The sequence below is a fragment of the Streptomyces sp. NPDC001787 genome, from assembly GCF_040297465.1.
In the GTDB taxonomy this organism is placed as follows: Bacteria; Actinomycetota; Actinomycetes; order Streptomycetales; family Streptomycetaceae; genus Streptomyces.
Window position 1 is genome coordinate 30,075 of record NZ_JBEOZE010000011.1, and the last position, 18,866, is coordinate 48,940.

Below are 18,866 nucleotides of genomic sequence, written 5' to 3' on the forward strand. Positions count from 1 at the left end.
TGGCCGAGGGCCCGGTCCGAGTCGCACAACCCGGACCGGGCCCCCAGGGAAACAGCGGTGCTGTCAGTCCTTGATCTCGCAGATCATCGCGCCGGAGGAGACGGAGGCGCCGACCACGGCCGCCAGGCCCTTGACGGTGCCCGCGCGGTGCGCGTTGAGCGGCTGCTCCATCTTCATCGCTTCGAGGACGACGACGAGGTCGCCCTCCTTGACCTCCTGGCCCTCCTCGACCGCGATCTTCACGATCGTGCCCTGCATCGGGGAGGCGAGGGTGTCACCGGAGGCACCGGAGCCGGCCTTCTTCGCCGCCCGTCGCTTCGGCTTCGCGCCCGCGGCGAGCCCGGTCCGGGCCAGGCTCATGCCCAGGGACGAGGGCAGCGAGACCTCCAGCCGCTTCCCGCCGACCTCGACCACGACCGTCTCGCGCCCAGGCTCCTCGTCGCTGTCCGCGTCCGCGGCCGCGGTGAACGGCGTGATCTCGTTGACGAACTCCGTCTCGATCCACCGGGTGTGGACGGTGAACGGGTCCGAGGTGAACGCCGGGTCGACCACCACCGCGCGGTGGAACGGGATCGCGGTCGCCATTCCCTCCACGGTGAACTCACCCAGCGCACGGGCCGCCCGCTGGAGCGCCTGCTCCCGCGTCGCACCCGTCACGATCAGCTTCGCGAGGAGCGAGTCCCACGCCGGGCCGATCACACTGCCCGACTCCACGCCCGTGTCCAGACGGACACCCGGGCCGGTCGGCGGGGCGAAGGTGGTGACGGTGCCGGGGGCCGGCAGGAATCCGCGGCCCGGGTCCTCGCCGTTGATCCGGAACTCGAACGCGTGCCCCCGCAGCGCGGGGTCCCCGTAGCCGAGCTCCTCGCCGTCCGCGATCCGGAACATCTCGCGGACCAGGTCGATGCCGGTGACCTCCTCGGTCACCGGGTGCTCGACCTGGAGACGGGTGTTGACCTCCAGGAACGAGATCGTCCCGTCCAGCCCGACCAGGAACTCGACCGTGCCGGCGCCGACGTAGCCGGCTTCCTTCAGGATCGCCTTCGACGCCGCGTACAGCTCCGCGTTCTGCGCCTCGGACAGGAACGGGGCCGGGGCCTCCTCGACCAGCTTCTGGTGCCGCCGCTGGAGCGAGCAGTCACGCGTCGAGACGACCACCACGTTGCCGTGGGTGTCGGCCAGGCACTGCGTCTCCACATGCCGCGGCTTGTCGAGGTACCGCTCGACGAAGCACTCGCCCCGCCCGAACGCCGCGACCGCCTCACGCACCGCGGAGTCGTACAGCTCCGGGATCTCCTCCAGCGTCCGGGCCACCTTCAGCCCGCGGCCGCCGCCGCCGAACGCCGCCTTGATCGCGATCGGCAGCCCGTTCTCGGCCGCGAACGCCACGACCTCGTCCGCACCGGACACCGGGTCCGGCGTCCCCGCGACGAGCGGGGCACCCGCGCGCTGCGCGATGTGCCGGGCGGCGACCTTGTCCCCGAGGTCACGGATCGCCTGCGGCGGCGGACCGATCCACGTCAGACCCGCGTCGAGCACCGCCTGGGCGAACTCGGCGTTCTCCGACAGGAACCCGTACCCCGGATGAATGGCGTCCGCTCCCGAGTCGGCCGCGGCCCGGAGCACCTTGGCCATGTCCAGATAACTCGCGGCCGGGGTGTCACCGCCCAGAGCGAACGCCTCATCAGCCGCCCGGACATGCAGAGCATCCCGGTCCGGATCCGCATAGACCGCCACACTCGCGATACCGGCATCCCGGCACGCCCTGGCAACACGGACAGCGATTTCGCCACGGTTGGCGATGAGCACCTTGCGCACGATGACTCCCTCCTTGAAACAAGCTGAGTTTAGGGACTACCGACACGGCCGTACGACCCGTCCCCAATAGTGAGCTTGCCCACACGGAGTGTGATTCGAGGCTTGCTTGAGTCGTGAAATCCCTTGTCGCACCACGGTACGCCGCGTTCCTCAAGCGCACAGTAGCCACGAGGTGTGGTGCAGGTCTCTGTAATTTGAGTCAACGCTTCGGGGCATTTCTTTGTGGACTCCCTACGAACGGCCGGTGGATTCTTTGCCCGGCCCACGAAGGTGTAAGACCCCTTGTTCGAACGATTACCCGTTAGTAGGGTCCGCCGTATCACACGTACTACAGGTAACAGGGGGTGGCGCAGTGGTGCGCAGACCGGTGGCCGTCGTGACCGCGCTCGTACTGTTCGGGGAAGCCGTGGGCATCGTGTTCGTCAACGCCGTGCTGGCGACGGTCGCGGAGAACCAGAACATGTCGCTCGCCGGAATGGACCCGGAGGCCATGTCCACCGGCACCTGGGTGATGGGCGGTGTCTCCGGTCTCCTGCTGGCGCTGTGCGGTCTCGTCGCCCTCGTGGCCGGGATACGCGACCGCTCGCCGGGGCGGGCGGGCCGGATCGCCCTCATCGGGTGCGCGATCGTGCACGGGGTGCTGGGGGCCCTCACGGTGGGCCTGGTCGGCTGGGCCGCCTTCGCGTTCATGATGGCCGTGCTGGGGCTGCTCGTGCTGACGCTGGTGACCTACGGCTCCCAGGGCCCGGACACCGGCGGGAACGGGAGCGGGCGGGAGAACGGGAACGGCGCCGAAGCGTCCGCCCCCGCGCCCGCCTGAAGGCCGCCCCCGCCGCGAGCCGACGGGCCGTGCGGCCCGCGCCGCGCTCCCCGGGCGGCTGTCAGGTCCACAACTCCGTCACGGAGATGTCCAGTTCGCCGAGCAGCCGGCGCAGCAGCGGCAGGGAGAGCCCGATGACGTTGCCGTGGTCGCCCTCGATGGAGTCGACGAACGGTGCCGAACGGCCGTCCAGGGTGAACGCCCCCGCGACATGGAGCGGCTCGCCCGTGGCGACATAGGCGGCGACCTCGGCGTCGGTCGGCTCGCCGAACCGGACGACGGTGGACGCGGTCGCGGAGGCGGAGCGCCCGGACGCGGTGTCGATCACGCTGTGCCCGGTCCGCAGAACGCCGGACCGGCCGCGCATGGACTTCCAGCGCGCGGTGGCCTCCTCGGCGTCGGCGGGCTTGCCGAGCGCCTCGCCGTCCAGTTCGAGGACGGAGTCGCAGCCGATCACCAGGGCGCCCGCGGCCTCGGGACGGGCGGCGACGGCCGCCGCCTTGGCCTCGGCCAGGACGAGCGCCAGCCGGGCCGGTGTCGGGGCGGTCAGGGCGTCCTCGTCGACGCCGCTGACGATCACCTCGGGAGCGAAACCGGCCTGGCGGAGAAGGCCGAGACGGGCGGGCGAGGCGGAGGCGAGCACAAGGCGGCGCTGATCAGTCATACCGGCCATCGTAGAAGGGCCGGTACGCCCCTGTGGCCGAACGCTCAGCGGATGCCCAGGGCGAACATCGCGACGATCATGGCGAGCGCGAGCACCAGACCCGCGCGGCGCATCATGTCCTGAGCGTCGCGCAGGTCCTTCGGCGGCTTGTTCTCGGGATCGGACCACAGCATGCTCCGATCCTGCTGCGGTGCCCGCACTCACGCCTGAGTACGGATACTCAACCGGGCACCGTTCATACGGACCAGATCGTTCCGCGGGCGTTCGCCGCACGCGCGGAGCGCGCCTCAGACGGGCCAGTACGTCCGTGCCCAGGACCGCGGGCCCGGCTGCGGGCGACCGCGGCGGGCGATGCGGCCCGGGTCGGACCACTGCTCGGGCGGCACCGGCGCGCCGGAGGACACGGCGGCCGACGCCGCGGCGTGGGCCCGGACCACCGCGAGGGCGGCGGCCAGCTCCTCCGGGGTCGGATTGCCCCGTACGACCTTGATCATGGCCAGACGCCTTTCTAGAGGGGGATGTTGCCGTGCTTCTTCGGGGGCAGCGACTCCCGCTTCGTGCGCAGCTGACGCAGGCCCTTGACGATGTGGGCCCGGGTGTCGGAGGGCATGATCACCGCGTCGACGTATCCGCGCTCGGCCGCCACGTACGGGTTCAGCAGGGCGTCCTCGTAGTCCGCCATCAGCTCGGCGCGGGCCGCGTCGGGGTCCTCGGCGGCGGCGATCGTACGGCGGTGCAGGATGTTCACCGCGCCCTGCGCGCCCATCACGGCGATCTGCGCGGTCGGCCAGGCGACATTGAGGTCGGCGCCCAGGTGCTTGGAGCCCATGACGTCGTAGGCGCCGCCGAACGCCTTGCGGGTGATCACCGTGATCAGCGGGACGGTGGCCTCCGCGTACGCGTAGATCAGCTTGGCGCCGCGGCGGATGATGCCGCCGTACTCCTGGTCCACGCCCGGCAGGAAGCCCGGCACGTCGACGAAGGTCAGCACCGGCACGTTGAACGCGTCGCAGGTGCGGACGAAGCGGGCCGCCTTCTCGCTCGCGTTGATGTCCAGGCAGCCGGCGAACTGCATCGGCTGGTTGGCGACGACGCCGACCGGGTGCCCCTCCACACGGCCGAATCCGGTGATGATGTTCGGCGCGAACAGGGCCTGGGTCTCCAGGAATTCACCGTCGTCCAGCACGTGCTCGATGGCGGTGTGCATGTCGTACGGCTGGTTCGCCGAGTCCGGGATGAGGGTGTCCAGCTCGCGGTCCTCGTCCGTGGTGGCCAGATCAGCCTCCTCCGGGAAGGCGGGAGCCTCGGAGAGGTTGTTCGAGGGGAGGTACGACAACAGGGACTTGACGTACTCGATGGCGTCCTTCTCGTCGCCCGCCATGTGGTGGGCGACACCGGAGGTGGTGTTGTGCGTACGCGCGCCGCCCAGCTCCTCGAAGCCGACGTCCTCGCCGGTGACCGTCTTGATGACGTCGGGCCCCGTGATGAACATGTGCGAGGTCTGGTCGACCATCACGGTGAAGTCGGTGATCGCGGGGGAGTACACCGCGCCGCCCGCGCACGGTCCGACGATCAGGGAGATCTGCGGGATCACGCCCGAGGCGTGCACATTGCGGCGGAAGATCTCGGCGAACAGGCCGAGGGCCGCCACCCCCTCCTGGATACGGGCGCCGCCGCCGTCGTTGATGCCGATGACCGGACAGCCGGTCTTCAGGGCGAAGTCCATGACCTTGACGATCTTCTCGCCGTAGACCTCGCCGAGCGAGCCGCCGAAGATGGTGAAATCCTGCGAGTACACGCAGACGGGGCGGCCGTCGACCGTGCCGTAGCCGGTGACGACACCGTCTCCGTACGGGCGGTTCTTCTCGATGCCGAAATTGGTGGAGCGGTGCCGGGCGAACTCGTCCAGCTCCACGAAGGACCCCTCGTCGAGCAGGAGACCGACCCGCTCGCGTGCGGTCAGCTTGCCCTTGGCGTGCTGCTTCTCGACCGCGCGGGCGGACCCTGCGTGCGTCGCCTCTTCGATGCGGCGCTGTAGGTCCGCGATCTTGCCCGCGGTGGTGTGGATGTCGCTCTGCGGCTCGGACATCGGGTGGCGGCTCCCTGCCTGGTCACGGGGGACGACAAGTACCGGTCACGGGGGACGGCCAGTACTCCGTTCGGCTACTGACTCGTAGGGTATCGGCGCCGATACGGTTCGGCAGTGCGTCGTTTGCCACACCTAGGGTGGCTTGCATGACTTCACCGGATGCGCCACACAACCGCTGGTCGGACCTGGACCGGCCGCCCCTGAACGTCGCCGCGCTGCGCCGCGGACTGCTGCGGTCCGCGGGGCTGTGGAGCTCGCTCGACGTGGTGGAGTCGACCGGCTCGACCAACTCCGACCTCGCGCGACGGGCCGGTTCGCTGACCGAGGGCACGGTGCTGGTCGCCGAGGAGCAGACCGCGGGGCGCGGGCGGCTGGACCGGACCTGGACGGCGCCGCCGCGCTCGGGTCTCTTCTTCTCGGTCTTCCTGACGCCCGGCGAGGTGCCCGTGGAGCGCTGGGGGTGGCTGCCGCTGCTGGCCGGGGTCGCCGCCGCGACGGGGCTCGCCAGGTCGGCGGGCGTCGACACGGCGCTGAAATGGCCCAACGACCTGCTGGTCACGGTGGAGGGCGCGGAGCGCAAGGCGGGCGGCATCCTCGCCGAGCGCGCCGGGGACGGCGTCGTCATCGGCATGGGCCTCAACGTCTCCCTGCGGGCCGACGAGCTGCCCGCCCCGACAGCGGGCTCGCTGGCCCTCGCCGACGCGGTCTCCACCGACCGGGAGACCCTGCTGCGGGCCGTCCTGCGTTCCCTGGAGCAGTGGTACGGGACATGGCGCGCGGCGGACGGTGACGCCGCGGCGTCCGGGCTCCAGGCGGCCTACGCGGCGGGGTGCGCCACCCTGGACCGGACCGTGCGGGCCCAGCTGCCCGGTGACCGGACGATCGTCGGCGAGGCCGTCGCGATCGACGGCGACGGCCGTCTCGTCCTGTCCACCGACGACGGGCTCCGGGAGCCGGTGTCGGCGGGAGACATCGTGCACCTGCGGGGGGTGGAGGGCGGTCTGACCTGAGATCGGGCGGAATCTGCGAGGGGTCGACCGGAAAGGAATACTGCGAATACGGGAGATGTCACGCGCGACGCACCCGTACCGGGCAACCGAGGACGTGAGCTAGGGCACACCTGCCGTATCGTTGAGGCGATCCAGCGACAGATCGGCAGGTAAGTGCGCAGGGAACGGGCAGGAGGCGGCTGGTGACCGTCGACGACACGACCTCCGGCGAGGGCGCGGAGCCCCCGCCGGGATCCTCGGTCCACCCCACACCGCATCTTGAGGTCGAACATACGGCCGAGCCGAGCGACGATCCCCTCGCGATCCGGCTCGAACAGCTGATCCTCGGGGCCGACCGCCGCTACACGCCCTTCCAGGCGGCCCGTACCGCCGGGGTCTCCATGGACCTGGCGTCCCGGTTCTGGCGGGCCATGGGCTTCGCCGACATCGGGCAGGCCAGGGCGCTCACCGAGGCCGATGTGCTGGCGCTGCGCCGGCTCGCGGGTCTCGTCGAGGCGGGGCTGCTGAGCGAGCCGATGGCGATCCAGGTGGCCCGGTCGACCGGGCAGACCACCGCCCGGCTGGCGGAGTGGCAGATCGACTCCTTCCTGGAGGGGCTGACCGAGCCGCCCGAGCCGGGGATGACCCGTACCGAGGTCACCTATCCGCTGATCGAGCTGCTGCTGCCGGAGCTGGAGGAGTTCCTCATCTATGTGTGGCGGCGTCAGCTCGCCGCCGCCACCGGCCGGGTCGTGCAGGCCGCGGACGACGACGAGATGGTCGACCGGCGGCTCGCCGTCGGCTTCGCCGACCTGGTCGGCTTCACCCGGCTGACCCGGCGCCTGGAGGAGGAGGAGCTCGGCGAACTGGTCGAGTCCTTCGAGACCACCGCCGCCGATCTGGTCGCGGCCCATGGCGGGCGGCTCATCAAGACGCTCGGCGACGAGGTGCTGTTCGCGGCCGACGACGCGGGTACGGCGGCCGAGATAGCGCTGCGCCTGATCGAGGCCATGGCCCAGGACGAGACGATGCCGGCGCTGCGGGTCGGCATCGCGTTCGGCACGGTGACCACCCGGATGGGTGATGTCTTCGGTACGACGGTGAACCTCGCCAGCCGGCTCACCTCCATAGCGCCGAAGGACGCCGTGCTGGTCGACGGGGCCTTCGCCCAGGAGCTGACCCGTACCGGCGACGCCCCCGCGTCCGAGGCGCAGGCCGCCGAGGAGGTCGCCGCCGCCGCGGAGCGGGCCCGGGTGGCCGAGAAGGAGGGCCGGAAGGACGCGGACGCCCCGCCCCTGCCCACGTACCGCTTCGGGCTCCAGCCGATGTGGCAGCGGCCGGTGCGCGGGCTGGGAGTCGTGGAGCCGTGGCTGCTGGCCCGGCGGGGGAAGACGGGCGGCTGACGGGCGCGGTCCGTTCCTGGCCGGACGGGCCCGGCCTCCGGACGGCCGGCGCTCTCGTCGGCGACGCCGGTCCTGTCTAGGATCCCTCCGGTAACGCTCGTCAACCGGAGGGGTGCAGTCATGACCATCACGTCGGAGCAGCGGTTCGGGGAGTTCGTCGTCGTACGGCGGTACGAGGGCCAGGACCATGTCGCCGAGCTGGTGCTCGACCGGCCCAAGGTCATGAACGCCGTGTCCACGGACATGGCCCGCTCCATCGGGGCCGCCTGTGAGGCGCTGGGCGCCGACCGCGGCGTACGCGTCACCGTCCTCACCTCCAGTCATGACCGGGCCTTCTGTGTGGGCGCGGACCTCAAGGAGCGCAACTCCCTCACCGACGCCGAGCTGATGCGGCAGCGGCCCACCGCGCGGGCCGCGTACACCGGGGTGCTCGAACTGCCGATGCCGACGATCGCCGCCGTGCACGGGTTCGCGCTCGGCGGCGGCTTCGAGCTCGCCCTCGCCTGCGACCTGATCGTGGCCGACCGCACCGCCGTGGTCGGCCTGCCCGAGGTGTCGGTCGGGGTGATCCCCGGCGGCGGAGGTACGCAGCTGCTGCCCCGCCGGGTCGGTGCGGCGCGGGCGGCCGAACTGGTGTTCACCGCGCGCCGGGTGGAGGCCGCCGAGGCCCGGGAGCTGGGGCTGGTCGACGAACTGGTCGAAGCGGGCCGGGACCGGGAGGAGGCGCTGGCGCTCGGCGGCCGGATCGCGGCCAACTCCCCGGTCGGACTGCGGGCCGCGAAGCGGGCCCTGCGGCTGGGGCACGGACTGGATCTGCGCACCGGTCTCGAAGTGGAGGACTCGGCCTGGCGGTCGGTGGCCTTCTCCGGGGACCGTGCGGAGGGCGTGGCCGCCTTCAACGAGAAGCGCAGGCCGAACTGGCCCGGTGAGTGACGGCGGTGCGCCGGGGGAACGAGGGCGCGGGCGGGGCGCGCGGAAAGATCATTGACGCCTCAAACTGATCAAAACGGAACAAATCTACATAAGCTGTGCAAATGGGTGGTGACGATACGCGGCTGCGGGCCGTGGTTTCGCTGGCGCAGACGATGGCCGCGGCCTACACCCCGCGCGAGTCGTGGCGGGCGGCGGCGCTGGGGGCCTGTGAGGCGCTGGGCGGCAGCTTCGCCGCGCTCTCCGTGTGGGAGCGCGACCGGGGCAGGCTCCGGGTGCTCGTGAACGCCGGGCAGCGGGCCGAGGGGGAGGAGGAGTTCCCCGAGGAAGAGGCGTACCCGGTGCATCAGTTCCCGGAGATCACCGAGTTCCTCCATGAACGGTGGGCGGGCGGCGGTGAGCCGGACGCCTGGGTGGAGACCGCCGACGGGCTGCCCGGTGCGGGCGGCCCGGCCCGCGGGGCCCGCCCGTACAGCCATCAGCGTGTCGCGGCTCTGCGGCGGCGGGGGCGCGGCTGCTGCGTGGTCGCGCCGATCGTGCTGCACGGACGGGCCTGGGGCGAGCTGTATGTCGCACGCCTGGCGGGGGAGCCGGTGTTCGACCGGGGCGACGCGGACTTCGCGACCGTGCTGGCCGCCGTCGCCGCCGCCGGGATCGCCCAGACCGAACGCCTGGAGGAGGTGCGCAAGCTCGCCTTCACCGACCCGCTGACCGGTCTCGCCAATCGCCGCGCCGTCGACATCCGGCTCGACGAGGCCGTGGAGCGCCACCGTGCGGACGGCGCCGTCGTCAGCCTGGTCGTCTGTGATCTGAACGGCCTCAAGACGGTCAACGACACCCATGGCCACGCGGTCGGCGACCGTCTGCTGGAACGTTTCGGCTCGGTGCTGTCCCGGTGCGGGGCGATGCTGCCCGGCGCACTCGCGGCGCGGCTCGGCGGCGATGAGTTCTGCCTGCTCGCCGTGGGGCCCGGCGCGGACGACGTGGTCCGGGTCGCCACGGAACTGTGCGAGCGGGCGGCCGTGCTCGAACTCGGTGACGGGGTCGCCTGCGGGGTCGCGTCGACCGGCGACCCGATCGGGCAGGTGCGCTCGGCGCGGCGGCTGTTCCGGCTGGCGGACGCGGCGCAGTACCGGGCCAAGGCGGCGCGCGCCGTCGGGCCGGTGGTGGCCGGGCGCGACGGTGAGGTGATCCGGCTGGCCGACTCGCCGCCGAAGGTCGCCCACGACCGGCGCAGGCTGCGCGGCCACCGGCCGTGAACCGTCCCCGGCCGGTAAGGGGTCAACCGGGCTACCACTAGTGACATGAAGGGTTTCAGTCCGTACGCTTCTGAATATGGATATGCATACAGTCGTGGTGGGGACGTCCGGTACCACCGCCGAGGACGTCATCGCCGTGGCCCGCGGGGGAGCCCGGGTCGAGCTCTCCGCCGCCGCCGTGGAAGCGCTGGCCGCCGCCCGCCGGATCGTGGACGCGCTCGCCGCCAAGCCCGAGCCGGTCTACGGCGTCTCCACCGGCTTCGGCGCCCTCGCCAGCCGTCACATCAGCCCCGACCTGCGGGCGCAGCTCCAGCGCAACATCGTCCGCTCGCACGCCGCGGGCATGGGCCCCCACGTCGAGCGCGAGGTCGTGCGCGCCCTGATGTTCCTCCGGCTGAAGACGGTCGCCTCCGGCCACACCGGCGTACGCCCCGAGGTCGCGCAGACCATGGCCGATGTGCTCAACGCGGGCATCACGCCCGTCGTGCACGAGTACGGTTCGCTCGGCTGCTCCGGCGACCTGGCACCCCTGTCGCACTGCGCCCTGACGCTGATGGGCGAGGGCGACGCGGAGGGCCCCGACGGCACCGTGCGCCCCGCGGGCGAACTGCTCGCCGCACACGGCATCACCCCGGTCGAGCTGCGCGAGAAGGAGGGCCTCGCCCTCCTCAACGGCACCGACGGCATGCTCGGCATGCTCGTCATGGCCCTCGCCGACCTCAAGAACCTCTACACCTCGGCCGACATCACCGCCGCCCTCTCGCTGGAGGCGCTGCTCGGCACGGACAAGGTCCTCGCGCCGGAGCTGCACGCCATCCGCCCCCACCCGGGCCAGGGCGCCAGCGCCGACAACATGCTGCGGGTGCTGGCGGGTTCCGGCCTCACCGGTCACCATCAGGACGACGCGCCGCGCGTCCAGGACGCCTACTCGGTGCGCTGCGCCCCGCAGGTCAACGGCGCGGGGCGGGACACCCTCGCGTACGCGGCCGTGGTCGCCGGGCGCGAGCTGGCCTCCGCCGTCGACAACCCGGTGGTGCTGCCCGACGGCAGGGTCGAGTCCAACGGCAACTTCCACGGCGCCCCCGTGGCGTACGTCCTGGACTTCCTCGCCATCGTGGCCGCCGACCTCGGCTCGATCTCCGAGCGTCGCACCGACCGGCTCCTGGACAAGAACCGCTCGCACGGGCTGCCGCCGTTCCTCGCCGACGACGCCGGGGTCGACTCGGGCCTGATGATCGCCCAGTACACCCAGGCAGCCCTGGTCAGCGAGATGAAGCGGCTCGCGGTCCCCGCCTCCGCCGACTCGATCCCGTCCTCCGCGATGCAGGAGGACCACGTCTCCATGGGCTGGTCGGCGGCGCGCAAGCTCCGTACCGCCGTCGACAACCTCGCCCGGATCGTCGCCGTCGAGCTGTACGCGGCGACCCGCGCCGTCGAGCTGCGCGCCGCCCGGGGCCTCACCCCGGCCCCCGCCTCGCGGGCCGCGATCGACGCGCTGCGGGCGGCCGGAGTCCAGGGTCCGGGGCCGGACCGCTTCCTGTCGCCGGACCTGGCCGCCGCGGACACCTTCGTACGCGAGGGCAAGCTCGTGGAGGCCGTGGAACCGGTCACCGGACCGCTGGCCTGAGCCCGCGGGCACGACGGGCGGACCAACGCGCCGTACGGCACGGAGGGCTGCCGCACCGGGTGGTGCGACAGCCCTCCGTGTCATGCGTACCGGCCCCCCGGGGGGGAGGCCGGTGTGTCATGCGTACCGGCTCAGAGCGCCGGCCGTACCGTCCCCCGGCGCGCGGAGTACGTGACGAAGCCCGCGCCGATCCCCAGCAGTGCCGTGCCGCCGATCAGGTACGGCGTGGTGTCGACCCCGGTGCCGGTGTCGGCGAGGGTCTCCCCCGGGCTCCCGTCGCCGGCGGCGGGTCCCGCTCCCCGCGGTGCGGATTCGGCCGCCCCGGTCCTGTGTGCCGTCCTGTCGACGGTCGCGTTGGCCGAGGGAACGAACCAGAGAGCACAGAGCAGGGTGCCCGCGGCGGTGGTGGTCAGCAGTGTGCGACGAGTGACTGACACAGATTCGATCCCCTTGCGACAACCATGAGTTAGCCCCGTGGGCCGATGCTAAGCAAAGCAGCGGGTCGTAGGAAAGTCGCGGAGAGCGGGAGCCTTACGCTCCGGCTTATGAGCACTTCAGAGACATCCAGGTTTGTTCGACTTCGTGTGGAGATGGTGCTGGAGATCACCGACTCCGACGCCCTGACCGGCACCGCGCTCGAAAGCATCGCCGCCGAGTACGGGGAGCCCGTCACCGGGATCGCCGAGGGCGACACCGCCGAGGAGCGCACCCGTGCGGAGGCCACCGTCCGGGCCGACGCCGCGGAGGCGCTCGCCTCCCTGGTGGACCCCTTCGACCTGGTCAGTGAGGTACCCGGGGTCGAGCTGGCCCAGGCCTCCTGGAGCAGCGAGAGCGTCGACTACGACCCCGAGGCGGAGGGCTGGGACGACGACGAGGACGAGGACTTCCTCACGGACGCGCTCTTCCTCGGGGAGGAGATCCTCCTCGGCGAGGACGAGGAGGGGACCGGCGGTGGCGGAGGCGGCGGCGGCGAGGTCGCGCACAATGGGAGGGACGACGGCGAGAACAGCGACGCGGTACGGCAGGGCTGACGTGTGAGAACGGCCCCGGCCCGCTCACCCGCGGGCCGGGGCCGCACCGTGTCCCGGGCCGCGCGAGCACAGGCCGGCCGGGAATCGCGGCTGCCACCGCCACGTCATGGAGTGGTGTTCCCCACATCCGCCGGGGATGAGGAACCGAGCGCCCGTTCCGGGTGTTCTTGGAACATTGACGGGTATTCGCCGTCCGGCGGCCCCGTTCGGGGATTTTTGGGGAATCGGCAACGATGGAGAAGCGTGTGATGACGGACAGCAAGCGGCGCAGGGGCCTCGTGGCCGTGTCCGCACTGCTCGGCGGCGTGCTGGTGCTTTCGGCCTGTAGCGACGACGGGGACAAGGGCGGGGCGAACGCCGAAGGCTCGAAGACATCGCAGGCGCAGGAGGTGGACAAGGCGGCAGCCGAGGACGCTTCCGAGGCACAGATAGCGATCAAGCCGAAGAACGGCGCCACCAACGCCAGCATCAACAACGACGCCAAGGTCACCGTCACCAAGGGCAAGCTGACCGAGGTCGTCATGACCACGGCGGCCGGCGAGGCGGTCCAGGGCACCCTGGCGGCGGACGGCCTGAGCTGGCAGCCGGCCGGTCAGCTGGAGCGCTCCACCACGTACAAGATCAACGCGACGGCGAAGGACTCGAAGGGCCGCGAGGCGCACGAGAACAGCTCCTTCACCACTGTGTCGCCCGCCAACAGCTTCATCGGGAACTTCACCCCGGAGGACGGCTCCACCGTCGGCGTCGGCATGCCGGTCTCGATCAACTTCAACAAGCCGATCACGGACAAGAAGGCCGTCCAGGACGGCATCACCGTGACATCGAGCAGCGGCCAGGAAGTCGCCGGTCACTGGTTCAACTCGCAGCGTCTGGACCTGCGCCCCGAGGACTACTGGCAGGGCGGTTCCACCGTCACGCTGAAGCTGGCGCTGGACGGTGTCGAGGGCGCGGACGGCGTCTTCGGCGTCCAGCAGAAGACGGTCACCTTCAAGATCGGCCGCAACCAGGTCTCCACCGTGGACGCCCGGACGAAGACCATGACGGTCACCCGGGACGGCAAGACCGTCAAGACCATCCCGATCTCCGCCGGCTCGCCCGACAACCCCACGTACAACGGTCAGATGGTGATCTCCGAGAAGTACAAGGAGACCCGGATGAACGGTGCGACCGTCGGCTTCACCGACGACGACGGCAAGGGCGAGTACGACATCAAGGACGTGCCGCACGCCATGCGGCTGTCCACCTCGGGCACCTTCATCCACGGCAACTACTGGGGCAAGGGCATCTTCGGCACGGCGAACACCAGCCACGGCTGTGTGGGCCTCGCCGATGTGAAGGGCGCGGGCGACCCCGGCCAGCCCGGCGCCTGGTTCTACAACAACTCGCTCATCGGCGACGTGGTCATCGTCAAGAACTCCCCGGACAAGACCATCACCCCGGACAACGGCCTCAACGGCTGGAACATGAGCTGGGCCGAGTGGACGGCGCCCGCCGCCGGCTGACCCCGCCCCCGCTTCTCCGCCCTTCCCGGTACGTATCCCCGTACCGAACCCCGTACGAAGGCGGCGGCACCCGGATCCCCGGTGCCGCCGCCTTCGGCGTACCCGGATGTGCGTGTGCCGCCTCCGTCGTACGGCGTTCCCGGCCGTGCGGGTCCCGCCGCGCCGCGCTCACTCCGTCCGGGCTGCCACGGCGGCCCGGTAACAGAGCAGGTCCCGGTGTCTGATCTGGCGGAGCCCCACCAGGTCCTCGTGCCGCTGCCCGGCGTCGGCGATGGGGCACAGCACGCCCGGCGCCGGGCCCGTTCCGGCGGCTCCCGGACGGTCGGGGGTTTTCCCGGCGGCATGCGCGCGCGGCCCGCGCCAGGGCTGGAACGGCAGCCAGAACAGGCCGTACAGCCAGCGCCGCACCAACTGCCGGAAGCGGGGCCGGCCCGCGTCGGGCAGTCCGATCACCCGGACCCCCATGATCAGCTTTCCCGCGCTCGCCCGGACGGCGGCGGTCAGGAGCACCTGGTTGGCGAAGGACAGGGCCAAGGACAGGGCCAGCGCCTGGACGACCAGCAGCGCGGCCGTACGGCCGGCACCGGTCGCGTCCGGATAGGGGCGGACCAGCAGCCCCACGGTCAGCAGACAGAGGTAGGAGTCGAGCCCGACCGCGAGATACCGCCGCATGTCCCCGGCCGCCGAGGGCAGACGGGGCGGAGGTCTCAGCGGTCCGGGCGGCCGGGGGGACGCCGTCCGGTGCGGGGGGAAGGGGCTGCGGGGCGCGCCACCGGGCGGCGCGGGGTTCCGGCGCGGGGGGCGCGCCGTCGCCGTGCGTACATCCAACGGCCTTGGTCCGTAAGGGCGTTGGCCGTTCCGGTGCTCCCATGGCGTCGTCATGACGGCATCATGGCTGATTGTCGGCTGTTGCGCGCCGGTTCCCGCGGGTAAGTCCTCGCACATCGGATCAACATGGCACAGCGCGGGCCGGTGCCCCCACTTCCTTGCCTCCGGGACAAGGATCCTGGGGCGGTGGCTATCCGCAGCCCGTGCCCGTACCCGCGTTCGTGCCCGGCAGCCTGTACCGCCCGTCCAGCCGGTAGTCACCGCCCCGGTCCACCGTGAGCCGCGACCACGGGCCGTCCCGGCGCACACACCCGCCGCCGTCCGCCCGCAGCCACGGGGAGTACGCGATCCGTACCCGTACCGAACCGGCCGCCGGCATCCGTACCACCAGCGAAGCCGCGTCCCCACGCACCGCGGTACCGGGCGCGGACACCAACGGCACCGCGTTCCGGACCCGGTAGATCCGCCAGTCCGCGTCCTGCCAGACCGGTTCCAGCCAGTCCGTGCCGCGCCGCACGATCTCCGCCTCCGCCTCCGCCGGACCGTCCGGGCGCCCGCTGTGCAGGACCACCAGCCCGACGCCCCAGCGATCGAGCCAGTCGCGGTAGGTGCGGGGGTTCAGGGTGCCGTCGTAGAACAGCCGCCCGCGTTCCACGTCCAGTTGGCGGTTCCAGCCACGGGCCAGGCCGACATGGGGGGCGAGTACGGCGGCCTCCCGGTGGTTGCGGGCCGGGACGGCCTCGACGCGGGTGCGGTCCGCGCCGAGCCGGTGCAGTGCGGCGACCACGCCCTCGGTGTGCGCGGCCCAGGTGGGCACGGCGTTGGAGACCTCCAGATCGTCGTCGGTCTTGTTCACCACCCAGCCGGTGTTGACGGCGAGCAGCGCCGCCAGCACCAGGATCCGCCCCCGCCGCGCGGCGCGCGTCCCGCGTCCCGTACCGCGTCGGCCTCCGGTATCGCACGCGCCTCCCGTACCGCGTTCGCGGCGGACGCGCGTCAGCAGGGCGGCCAGCAGCACGGGCGGACCGGCGACCCCCACCAGCCGCTCCACGTTCGTCCCGATGGGCGAGGGCACCAGAAAGGTCAGGACGACCCCGAGCGCGTACACGGCGCTGGCGAACCGCACCACCCGCCAGCCGCCGTCGCGCGGCGCCGCCGGCCACACGGCCGCGCAGGCGGCGAGCGGCATCCACAACTTCCCCGCCGGCATCGGCTGTTCGCCCGTGAACGGGAAGAGCACGGTGGTCACGGCCACCACGGCGAAGGGCGGCAGGACCAGCGCCGCGGCCCGGTGCCACTGCCGGTCGAGCGCCTGGGCCGCACCCACCACCACCAGGAACAGCCCCGCCACCGGACTGGCGGCCGTCGTCAGCAGCGCGCAGCCCGCCGCGAGCACCGGACGGTTCCGCACATACAGCAGCGCGACCAGCCCGAACGCCAGCCCCAGCGCGAACGTCGTCCGCCCGGAGGCGGCATTGCACCAGAGCAGCAGCGACCCCAGCACCGCGGGGGCCAGCGGCCACGGCACCCCGCCGCGCACGCACAGCCGCCCCAGCGCCCACGAGCCGAGCAGCCCGGCGGCGACGGAGACCGCCCGCACCCCGAACAGCCCCATCAACGCCGGTGCCAGCACGCTGTAGTTGGCGGTGTGCGTGCCGCCGTACCAGGAGAGGTTGTACGCGGACCAGGGATGCCGCGCCACGAATTCGGCCCAGGCGAACTGCGCGGCCAGGTCCCCGCCGCCGGTGGCCAGGACGGCCGCCCACACCGCGTACAGCGGCACCACGGCCAGCGTCGCGAGCAGGGGCACCCGCAGGAGCGCGCCGCGATCGTCGTCCGCGGCGTCGGCGAGCGGGCCGGGCGGGTGCGTGCGGACGCCCTCGGTGATCCCCATCGCCCAGACCCTAACGGGGCCGGCGGTCCCTTGCCGCAGTACCGGAACGGGTGTCCGAAAGGGCTCGAACGGTGGCGCGGCACCTCTTCGCGCGCCGCCGGGTGTAGGTGGCTACACCCCCACCCGGGGGGACGGCTCCCTCGTGGCGGCGGCCACCCGTCGGGAGACTTGACGCATCACCCGAACCCCGGAGGACATCATGAAGGCTCTGCTCTGGCTCGTCCTGTGCGTCGCGCTGGTCGCGAACGTGCTCAGCAACTTCGTCGTGGAGGGGGGCGCCCCCCAGATCGTGATGAGCTCCGTCGCGGGCATCGTGGTGATCGGTTCCGGAATCGGGCTCTGGATGCTGCGCGGACCGCGCGAATCCTGACGGGCGCGGGGGACGCGAACGCGGCGGCGACAGCCGGGTCCATGGCCCCGGTGACTACGGAGACTGCGGACCGGGTACAGGCGAAGAGCGCCCCGTGGCGGCCAAACCGGTCGATGGAGGCCAATATGTGGATGCCTTCGAAGATCATCGGCCAGCTCTGGGACAATTGCGTCGTACAACGGTCCGTGCGTCACCCCTCGGGACGGGGGCGTCGACGTGCCTGTCGCCGACCCCCATGGAAGGTCTTGATCAGATGCAGGCCAGCCCCGCCCCGTCATTCCCCCGCGACGGGGAGCACAGCGTCATCGAACCGCTCTACGCCGAGATCCTGCGGCGCAACCAGGGCGAGAACGAATTCCACCAGGCGGTACGCGAAGTTCTCGAAACCCTCGGTCCGGTGCTGGCGCGGCGGCCGGAGTTCGTCGACGCCCGCATCATCGAGCGGGTCTGCGAGCCGGAGCGCCAGCTGATCTTCCGGGTGCCGTGGGCGGACGACTCCGGCGACATCCACGTGAACCGCGGCTTCCGGGTCGAGTTCTCCAGCTCCCTGGGACCGTACAAGGGCGGGCTGCGCTTCCACCCCTCGGTCAACCTCGGGATCGTGAAGTTCCTCGGCTTCGAGCAGATCTTCAAGAACGCCCTCACCGGCATGCCCATCGGCGGCGGCAAGGGCGGCGCGGACTTCGACCCCAAGGGCCGCTCCGACGCGGAGATCATGCGGTTCTGCCAGTCCTTCATGACCGAACTCCACCGCCACCTGGGCGAGTACACCGACGTCCCCGCCGGTGACATCGGTGTGGGCGGCCGGGAGATCGGCTACCTCTTCGGCCAGTACAAGCGGATCACCAACCGCTACGAGTCCGGTGTGCTCACCGGAAAGGGCCTCGGCTGGGGAGGCGCCCAGGCCCGTACGGAGGCCACCGGATACGGCTGCGTCCTGTTCACCGCCGAGATGCTGCGCAGCCGGGGAGACTCCCTCGACGGCCAGCGCATCGCCGTCTCGGGCTCCGGCAACGTGGCCATCTACGCCATCGAGAAGGCCCAGCAGCTCGGTGCGACCGTCGTGACCTGCTCCGACTCCGACGGCTATGTCGTCGACGAGAAGGGCATCGACCTCGCCCTCCTCAAGGAGATCAAGGAGGCGGGCCGCGGCCGGGTCTCCGAGTACGCCGAACGCCGCGGCGAGCACGCGCGGTTCGTGCCCGGTACGGGTGTCTGGTCCGTGCCCGTCGATGTCGCCCTGCCCTGCGCCACCCAGAACGAACTCCACGAGGCCGACGCCCTCACCCTCGTACGCAACGGGGTGAAGGCCGTCGCCGAGGGCGCCAACATGCCCACCACCCCGGACGCCGTCCGGGTCCTCCAGGAGGCGGGCGTCGCGTTCGCCCCCGGCAAGGCGGCCAACGCGGGCGGGGTGGCCACCAGCGCGCTGGAGATGCAGCAGAACGCGTCCCGTGACTCCTGGTCCTTCTCGCACACCGAGGAGCGGCTCGCGGAGATCATGCGTCACATCCACGACTCCTGCTACACGACCGCCGAGCGCTACGGCAGCCCCGGCAACTACGTGGTGGGCGCCAACATCGCGGGCTTCGAACTGGTCGCGGAGGCCATGCTCGCGCAGGGCCTCATCTGATCCCCCGCG

The 18,866-nt window shown here is 71.7% G+C and carries 18 protein-coding genes; 10 read left to right on the plus strand and 8 right to left on the minus strand.

What is annotated here, in order from left to right:
• Positions 1 to 63: 63 nt before the first annotated feature.
• The gene (locus tag ABT170_RS17405; protein ID WP_329946392.1) at positions 64 to 1,818 is read right to left on the minus strand and encodes an acetyl/propionyl/methylcrotonyl-CoA carboxylase subunit alpha; all 1,755 of its coding nucleotides are present in this window, start codon (positions 1,816 to 1,818) and stop codon (positions 64 to 66) included.
• Between the two features lie 352 nt (positions 1,819 to 2,170).
• On the opposite strand from ABT170_RS17405, the gene ABT170_RS17410 reads away from it, so the two are divergent.
• The gene (locus ABT170_RS17410) at positions 2,171 to 2,638 is read left to right on the plus strand and encodes a hypothetical protein (protein WP_329946391.1); all 468 of its coding nucleotides are present in this window, start codon (positions 2,171 to 2,173) and stop codon (positions 2,636 to 2,638) included.
• Positions 2,639 to 2,699: 61 nt separating this feature from the next.
• Here ABT170_RS17410 and ABT170_RS17415 read toward each other — a convergent pair whose 3' ends face one another.
• The 4 genes from ABT170_RS17415 to ABT170_RS17430 form a co-directional block, all read right to left on the minus strand.
• A complete protein-coding gene (locus ABT170_RS17415) occupies positions 2,700 to 3,311 on the minus strand; it encodes a Maf family protein (RefSeq protein ID WP_329946390.1) in 612 nt (203 codons plus the stop codon).
• Between the two features lie 35 nt (positions 3,312 to 3,346).
• A complete protein-coding gene (mmpB, locus tag ABT170_RS17420) occupies positions 3,347 to 3,475 on the minus strand; it encodes a morphogenic membrane protein MmpB (RefSeq protein WP_266923195.1) in 129 nt (42 codons plus the stop codon).
• A 114-nt stretch (positions 3,476 to 3,589) separates the two neighbouring features.
• Positions 3,590 to 3,796 carry an acyl-CoA carboxylase epsilon subunit gene (locus ABT170_RS17425; RefSeq protein WP_351868232.1) on the minus strand — a complete coding sequence of 69 codons (207 nt, stop codon included), beginning with the start codon at positions 3,794 to 3,796 and terminating at the stop codon, positions 3,590 to 3,592.
• 14 nt (positions 3,797 to 3,810) lie between these two features.
• On the minus strand, positions 3,811 to 5,391 hold the full coding sequence (locus ABT170_RS17430) for an acyl-CoA carboxylase subunit beta (protein WP_329946388.1): 1,581 nt from the start codon (positions 5,389 to 5,391) through the stop codon (positions 3,811 to 3,813).
• A 146-nt stretch (positions 5,392 to 5,537) separates the two neighbouring features.
• Between ABT170_RS17430 and ABT170_RS17435 the strand changes: the two genes are divergently transcribed.
• From ABT170_RS17435 to hutH, 5 genes are all read left to right on the plus strand, one after another.
• Complete coding sequence (locus tag ABT170_RS17435) at positions 5,538 to 6,401, plus strand: biotin--[acetyl-CoA-carboxylase] ligase (protein ID WP_351868235.1); 864 nt, start codon at positions 5,538 to 5,540, stop codon at positions 6,399 to 6,401.
• 182 nt (positions 6,402 to 6,583) lie between these two features.
• A complete protein-coding gene (locus ABT170_RS17440; protein WP_329946386.1) occupies positions 6,584 to 7,783 on the plus strand; it encodes an adenylate/guanylate cyclase domain-containing protein in 1,200 nt (399 codons plus the stop codon).
• Positions 7,784 to 7,903: 120 nt separating this feature from the next.
• Complete coding sequence (locus ABT170_RS17445) at positions 7,904 to 8,716, plus strand: enoyl-CoA hydratase/isomerase family protein (protein ID WP_351868238.1); 813 nt, start codon at positions 7,904 to 7,906, stop codon at positions 8,714 to 8,716.
• 101 nt (positions 8,717 to 8,817) lie between these two features.
• A complete protein-coding gene (locus tag ABT170_RS17450) occupies positions 8,818 to 9,972 on the plus strand; it encodes a GGDEF domain-containing protein (RefSeq protein ID WP_351868241.1) in 1,155 nt (384 codons plus the stop codon).
• A 76-nt stretch (positions 9,973 to 10,048) separates the two neighbouring features.
• On the plus strand, positions 10,049 to 11,599 hold the full coding sequence (hutH, locus tag ABT170_RS17455) for a histidine ammonia-lyase (RefSeq protein WP_329946383.1): 1,551 nt from the start codon (positions 10,049 to 10,051) through the stop codon (positions 11,597 to 11,599).
• Between the two features lie 131 nt (positions 11,600 to 11,730).
• Here hutH and ABT170_RS17460 read toward each other — a convergent pair whose 3' ends face one another.
• Positions 11,731 to 12,036 carry a hypothetical protein gene (locus ABT170_RS17460; RefSeq protein WP_329946382.1) on the minus strand — a complete coding sequence of 102 codons (306 nt, stop codon included), beginning with the start codon at positions 12,034 to 12,036 and terminating at the stop codon, positions 11,731 to 11,733.
• Positions 12,037 to 12,144: 108 nt separating this feature from the next.
• On the opposite strand from ABT170_RS17460, the gene ABT170_RS17465 reads away from it, so the two are divergent.
• Entirely contained in the window at positions 12,145 to 12,630 is a 486-nt protein-coding gene (locus ABT170_RS17465) for a hypothetical protein (RefSeq protein WP_351868244.1), read from the plus strand.
• A gap of 233 nt (positions 12,631 to 12,863) precedes the next feature.
• On the plus strand, positions 12,864 to 14,132 hold the full coding sequence (locus ABT170_RS17470; RefSeq protein ID WP_329946380.1) for a L,D-transpeptidase: 1,269 nt from the start codon (positions 12,864 to 12,866) through the stop codon (positions 14,130 to 14,132).
• Positions 14,133 to 14,300: 168 nt separating this feature from the next.
• Here ABT170_RS17470 and ABT170_RS17475 read toward each other — a convergent pair whose 3' ends face one another.
• Together ABT170_RS17475 and ABT170_RS17480 are read right to left on the minus strand one after the other, a co-directional pair.
• The gene (locus tag ABT170_RS17475; protein ID WP_329946379.1) at positions 14,301 to 14,804 is read right to left on the minus strand and encodes an RDD family protein; all 504 of its coding nucleotides are present in this window, start codon (positions 14,802 to 14,804) and stop codon (positions 14,301 to 14,303) included.
• A 346-nt stretch (positions 14,805 to 15,150) separates the two neighbouring features.
• Positions 15,151 to 16,854: a DUF8823 domain-containing protein gene (locus ABT170_RS17480; RefSeq protein WP_502970530.1), complete on the minus strand. Its 1,704-nt coding sequence runs from the start codon at positions 16,852 to 16,854 to the stop codon at positions 15,151 to 15,153.
• 199 nt (positions 16,855 to 17,053) lie between these two features.
• On the opposite strand from ABT170_RS17480, the gene ABT170_RS17485 reads away from it, so the two are divergent.
• Together ABT170_RS17485 and gdhA are read left to right on the plus strand one after the other, a co-directional pair.
• Positions 17,054 to 17,224, plus strand: coding sequence for a hypothetical protein (locus ABT170_RS17485; RefSeq protein WP_329946378.1), 171 nt, complete (start codon positions 17,054 to 17,056; stop codon positions 17,222 to 17,224).
• A gap of 253 nt (positions 17,225 to 17,477) precedes the next feature.
• On the plus strand, positions 17,478 to 18,857 hold the full coding sequence (gene gdhA / locus ABT170_RS17490) for an NADP-specific glutamate dehydrogenase (protein ID WP_329946377.1): 1,380 nt from the start codon (positions 17,478 to 17,480) through the stop codon (positions 18,855 to 18,857).
• Positions 18,858 to 18,866: the final 9 nt, after the last annotated feature.

What these genes read in the sequence shown, in the direction of transcription:
- gdhA (WP_329946377.1), top strand. Translation starts at nt 17,478, where the DNA reads ATGCAGGCCAGCCCCGCCCCGTCATTCCCCCGCGACGGGGAGCACAGC.
- ABT170_RS17465 (WP_351868244.1), top strand. Translation starts at nt 12,145, where the DNA reads ATGAGCACTTCAGAGACATCCAGGTTTGTTCGACTTCGTGTGGAGATG.
- ABT170_RS17470 (WP_329946380.1), top strand. Translation starts at nt 12,864, where the DNA reads ATGGAGAAGCGTGTGATGACGGACAGCAAGCGGCGCAGGGGCCTCGTG.
- ABT170_RS17415 (WP_329946390.1), bottom strand. Translation starts at nt 3,311, where the DNA reads ATGGCCGGTATGACTGATCAGCGCCGCCTTGTGCTCGCCTCCGCCTCG.
- ABT170_RS17485 (WP_329946378.1), top strand. Translation starts at nt 17,054, where the DNA reads ATGAAGGCTCTGCTCTGGCTCGTCCTGTGCGTCGCGCTGGTCGCGAAC.
- ABT170_RS17450 (WP_351868241.1), top strand. Translation starts at nt 8,818, where the DNA reads ATGGGTGGTGACGATACGCGGCTGCGGGCCGTGGTTTCGCTGGCGCAG.
- ABT170_RS17480 (WP_502970530.1), bottom strand. Translation starts at nt 16,854, where the DNA reads ATGGGGATCACCGAGGGCGTCCGCACGCACCCGCCCGGCCCGCTCGCC.
- ABT170_RS17425 (WP_351868232.1), bottom strand. Translation starts at nt 3,796, where the DNA reads ATGATCAAGGTCGTACGGGGCAATCCGACCCCGGAGGAGCTGGCCGCC.
- ABT170_RS17475 (WP_329946379.1), bottom strand. Translation starts at nt 14,804, where the DNA reads ATGCGGCGGTATCTCGCGGTCGGGCTCGACTCCTACCTCTGTCTGCTG.
- mmpB (WP_266923195.1), bottom strand. Translation starts at nt 3,475, where the DNA reads ATGCTGTGGTCCGATCCCGAGAACAAGCCGCCGAAGGACCTGCGCGAC.
- ABT170_RS17445 (WP_351868238.1), top strand. Translation starts at nt 7,904, where the DNA reads ATGACCATCACGTCGGAGCAGCGGTTCGGGGAGTTCGTCGTCGTACGG.
- ABT170_RS17430 (WP_329946388.1), bottom strand. Translation starts at nt 5,391, where the DNA reads ATGTCCGAGCCGCAGAGCGACATCCACACCACCGCGGGCAAGATCGCG.
- hutH (WP_329946383.1), top strand. Translation starts at nt 10,049, where the DNA reads ATGGATATGCATACAGTCGTGGTGGGGACGTCCGGTACCACCGCCGAG.
- ABT170_RS17435 (WP_351868235.1), top strand. Translation starts at nt 5,538, where the DNA reads ATGACTTCACCGGATGCGCCACACAACCGCTGGTCGGACCTGGACCGG.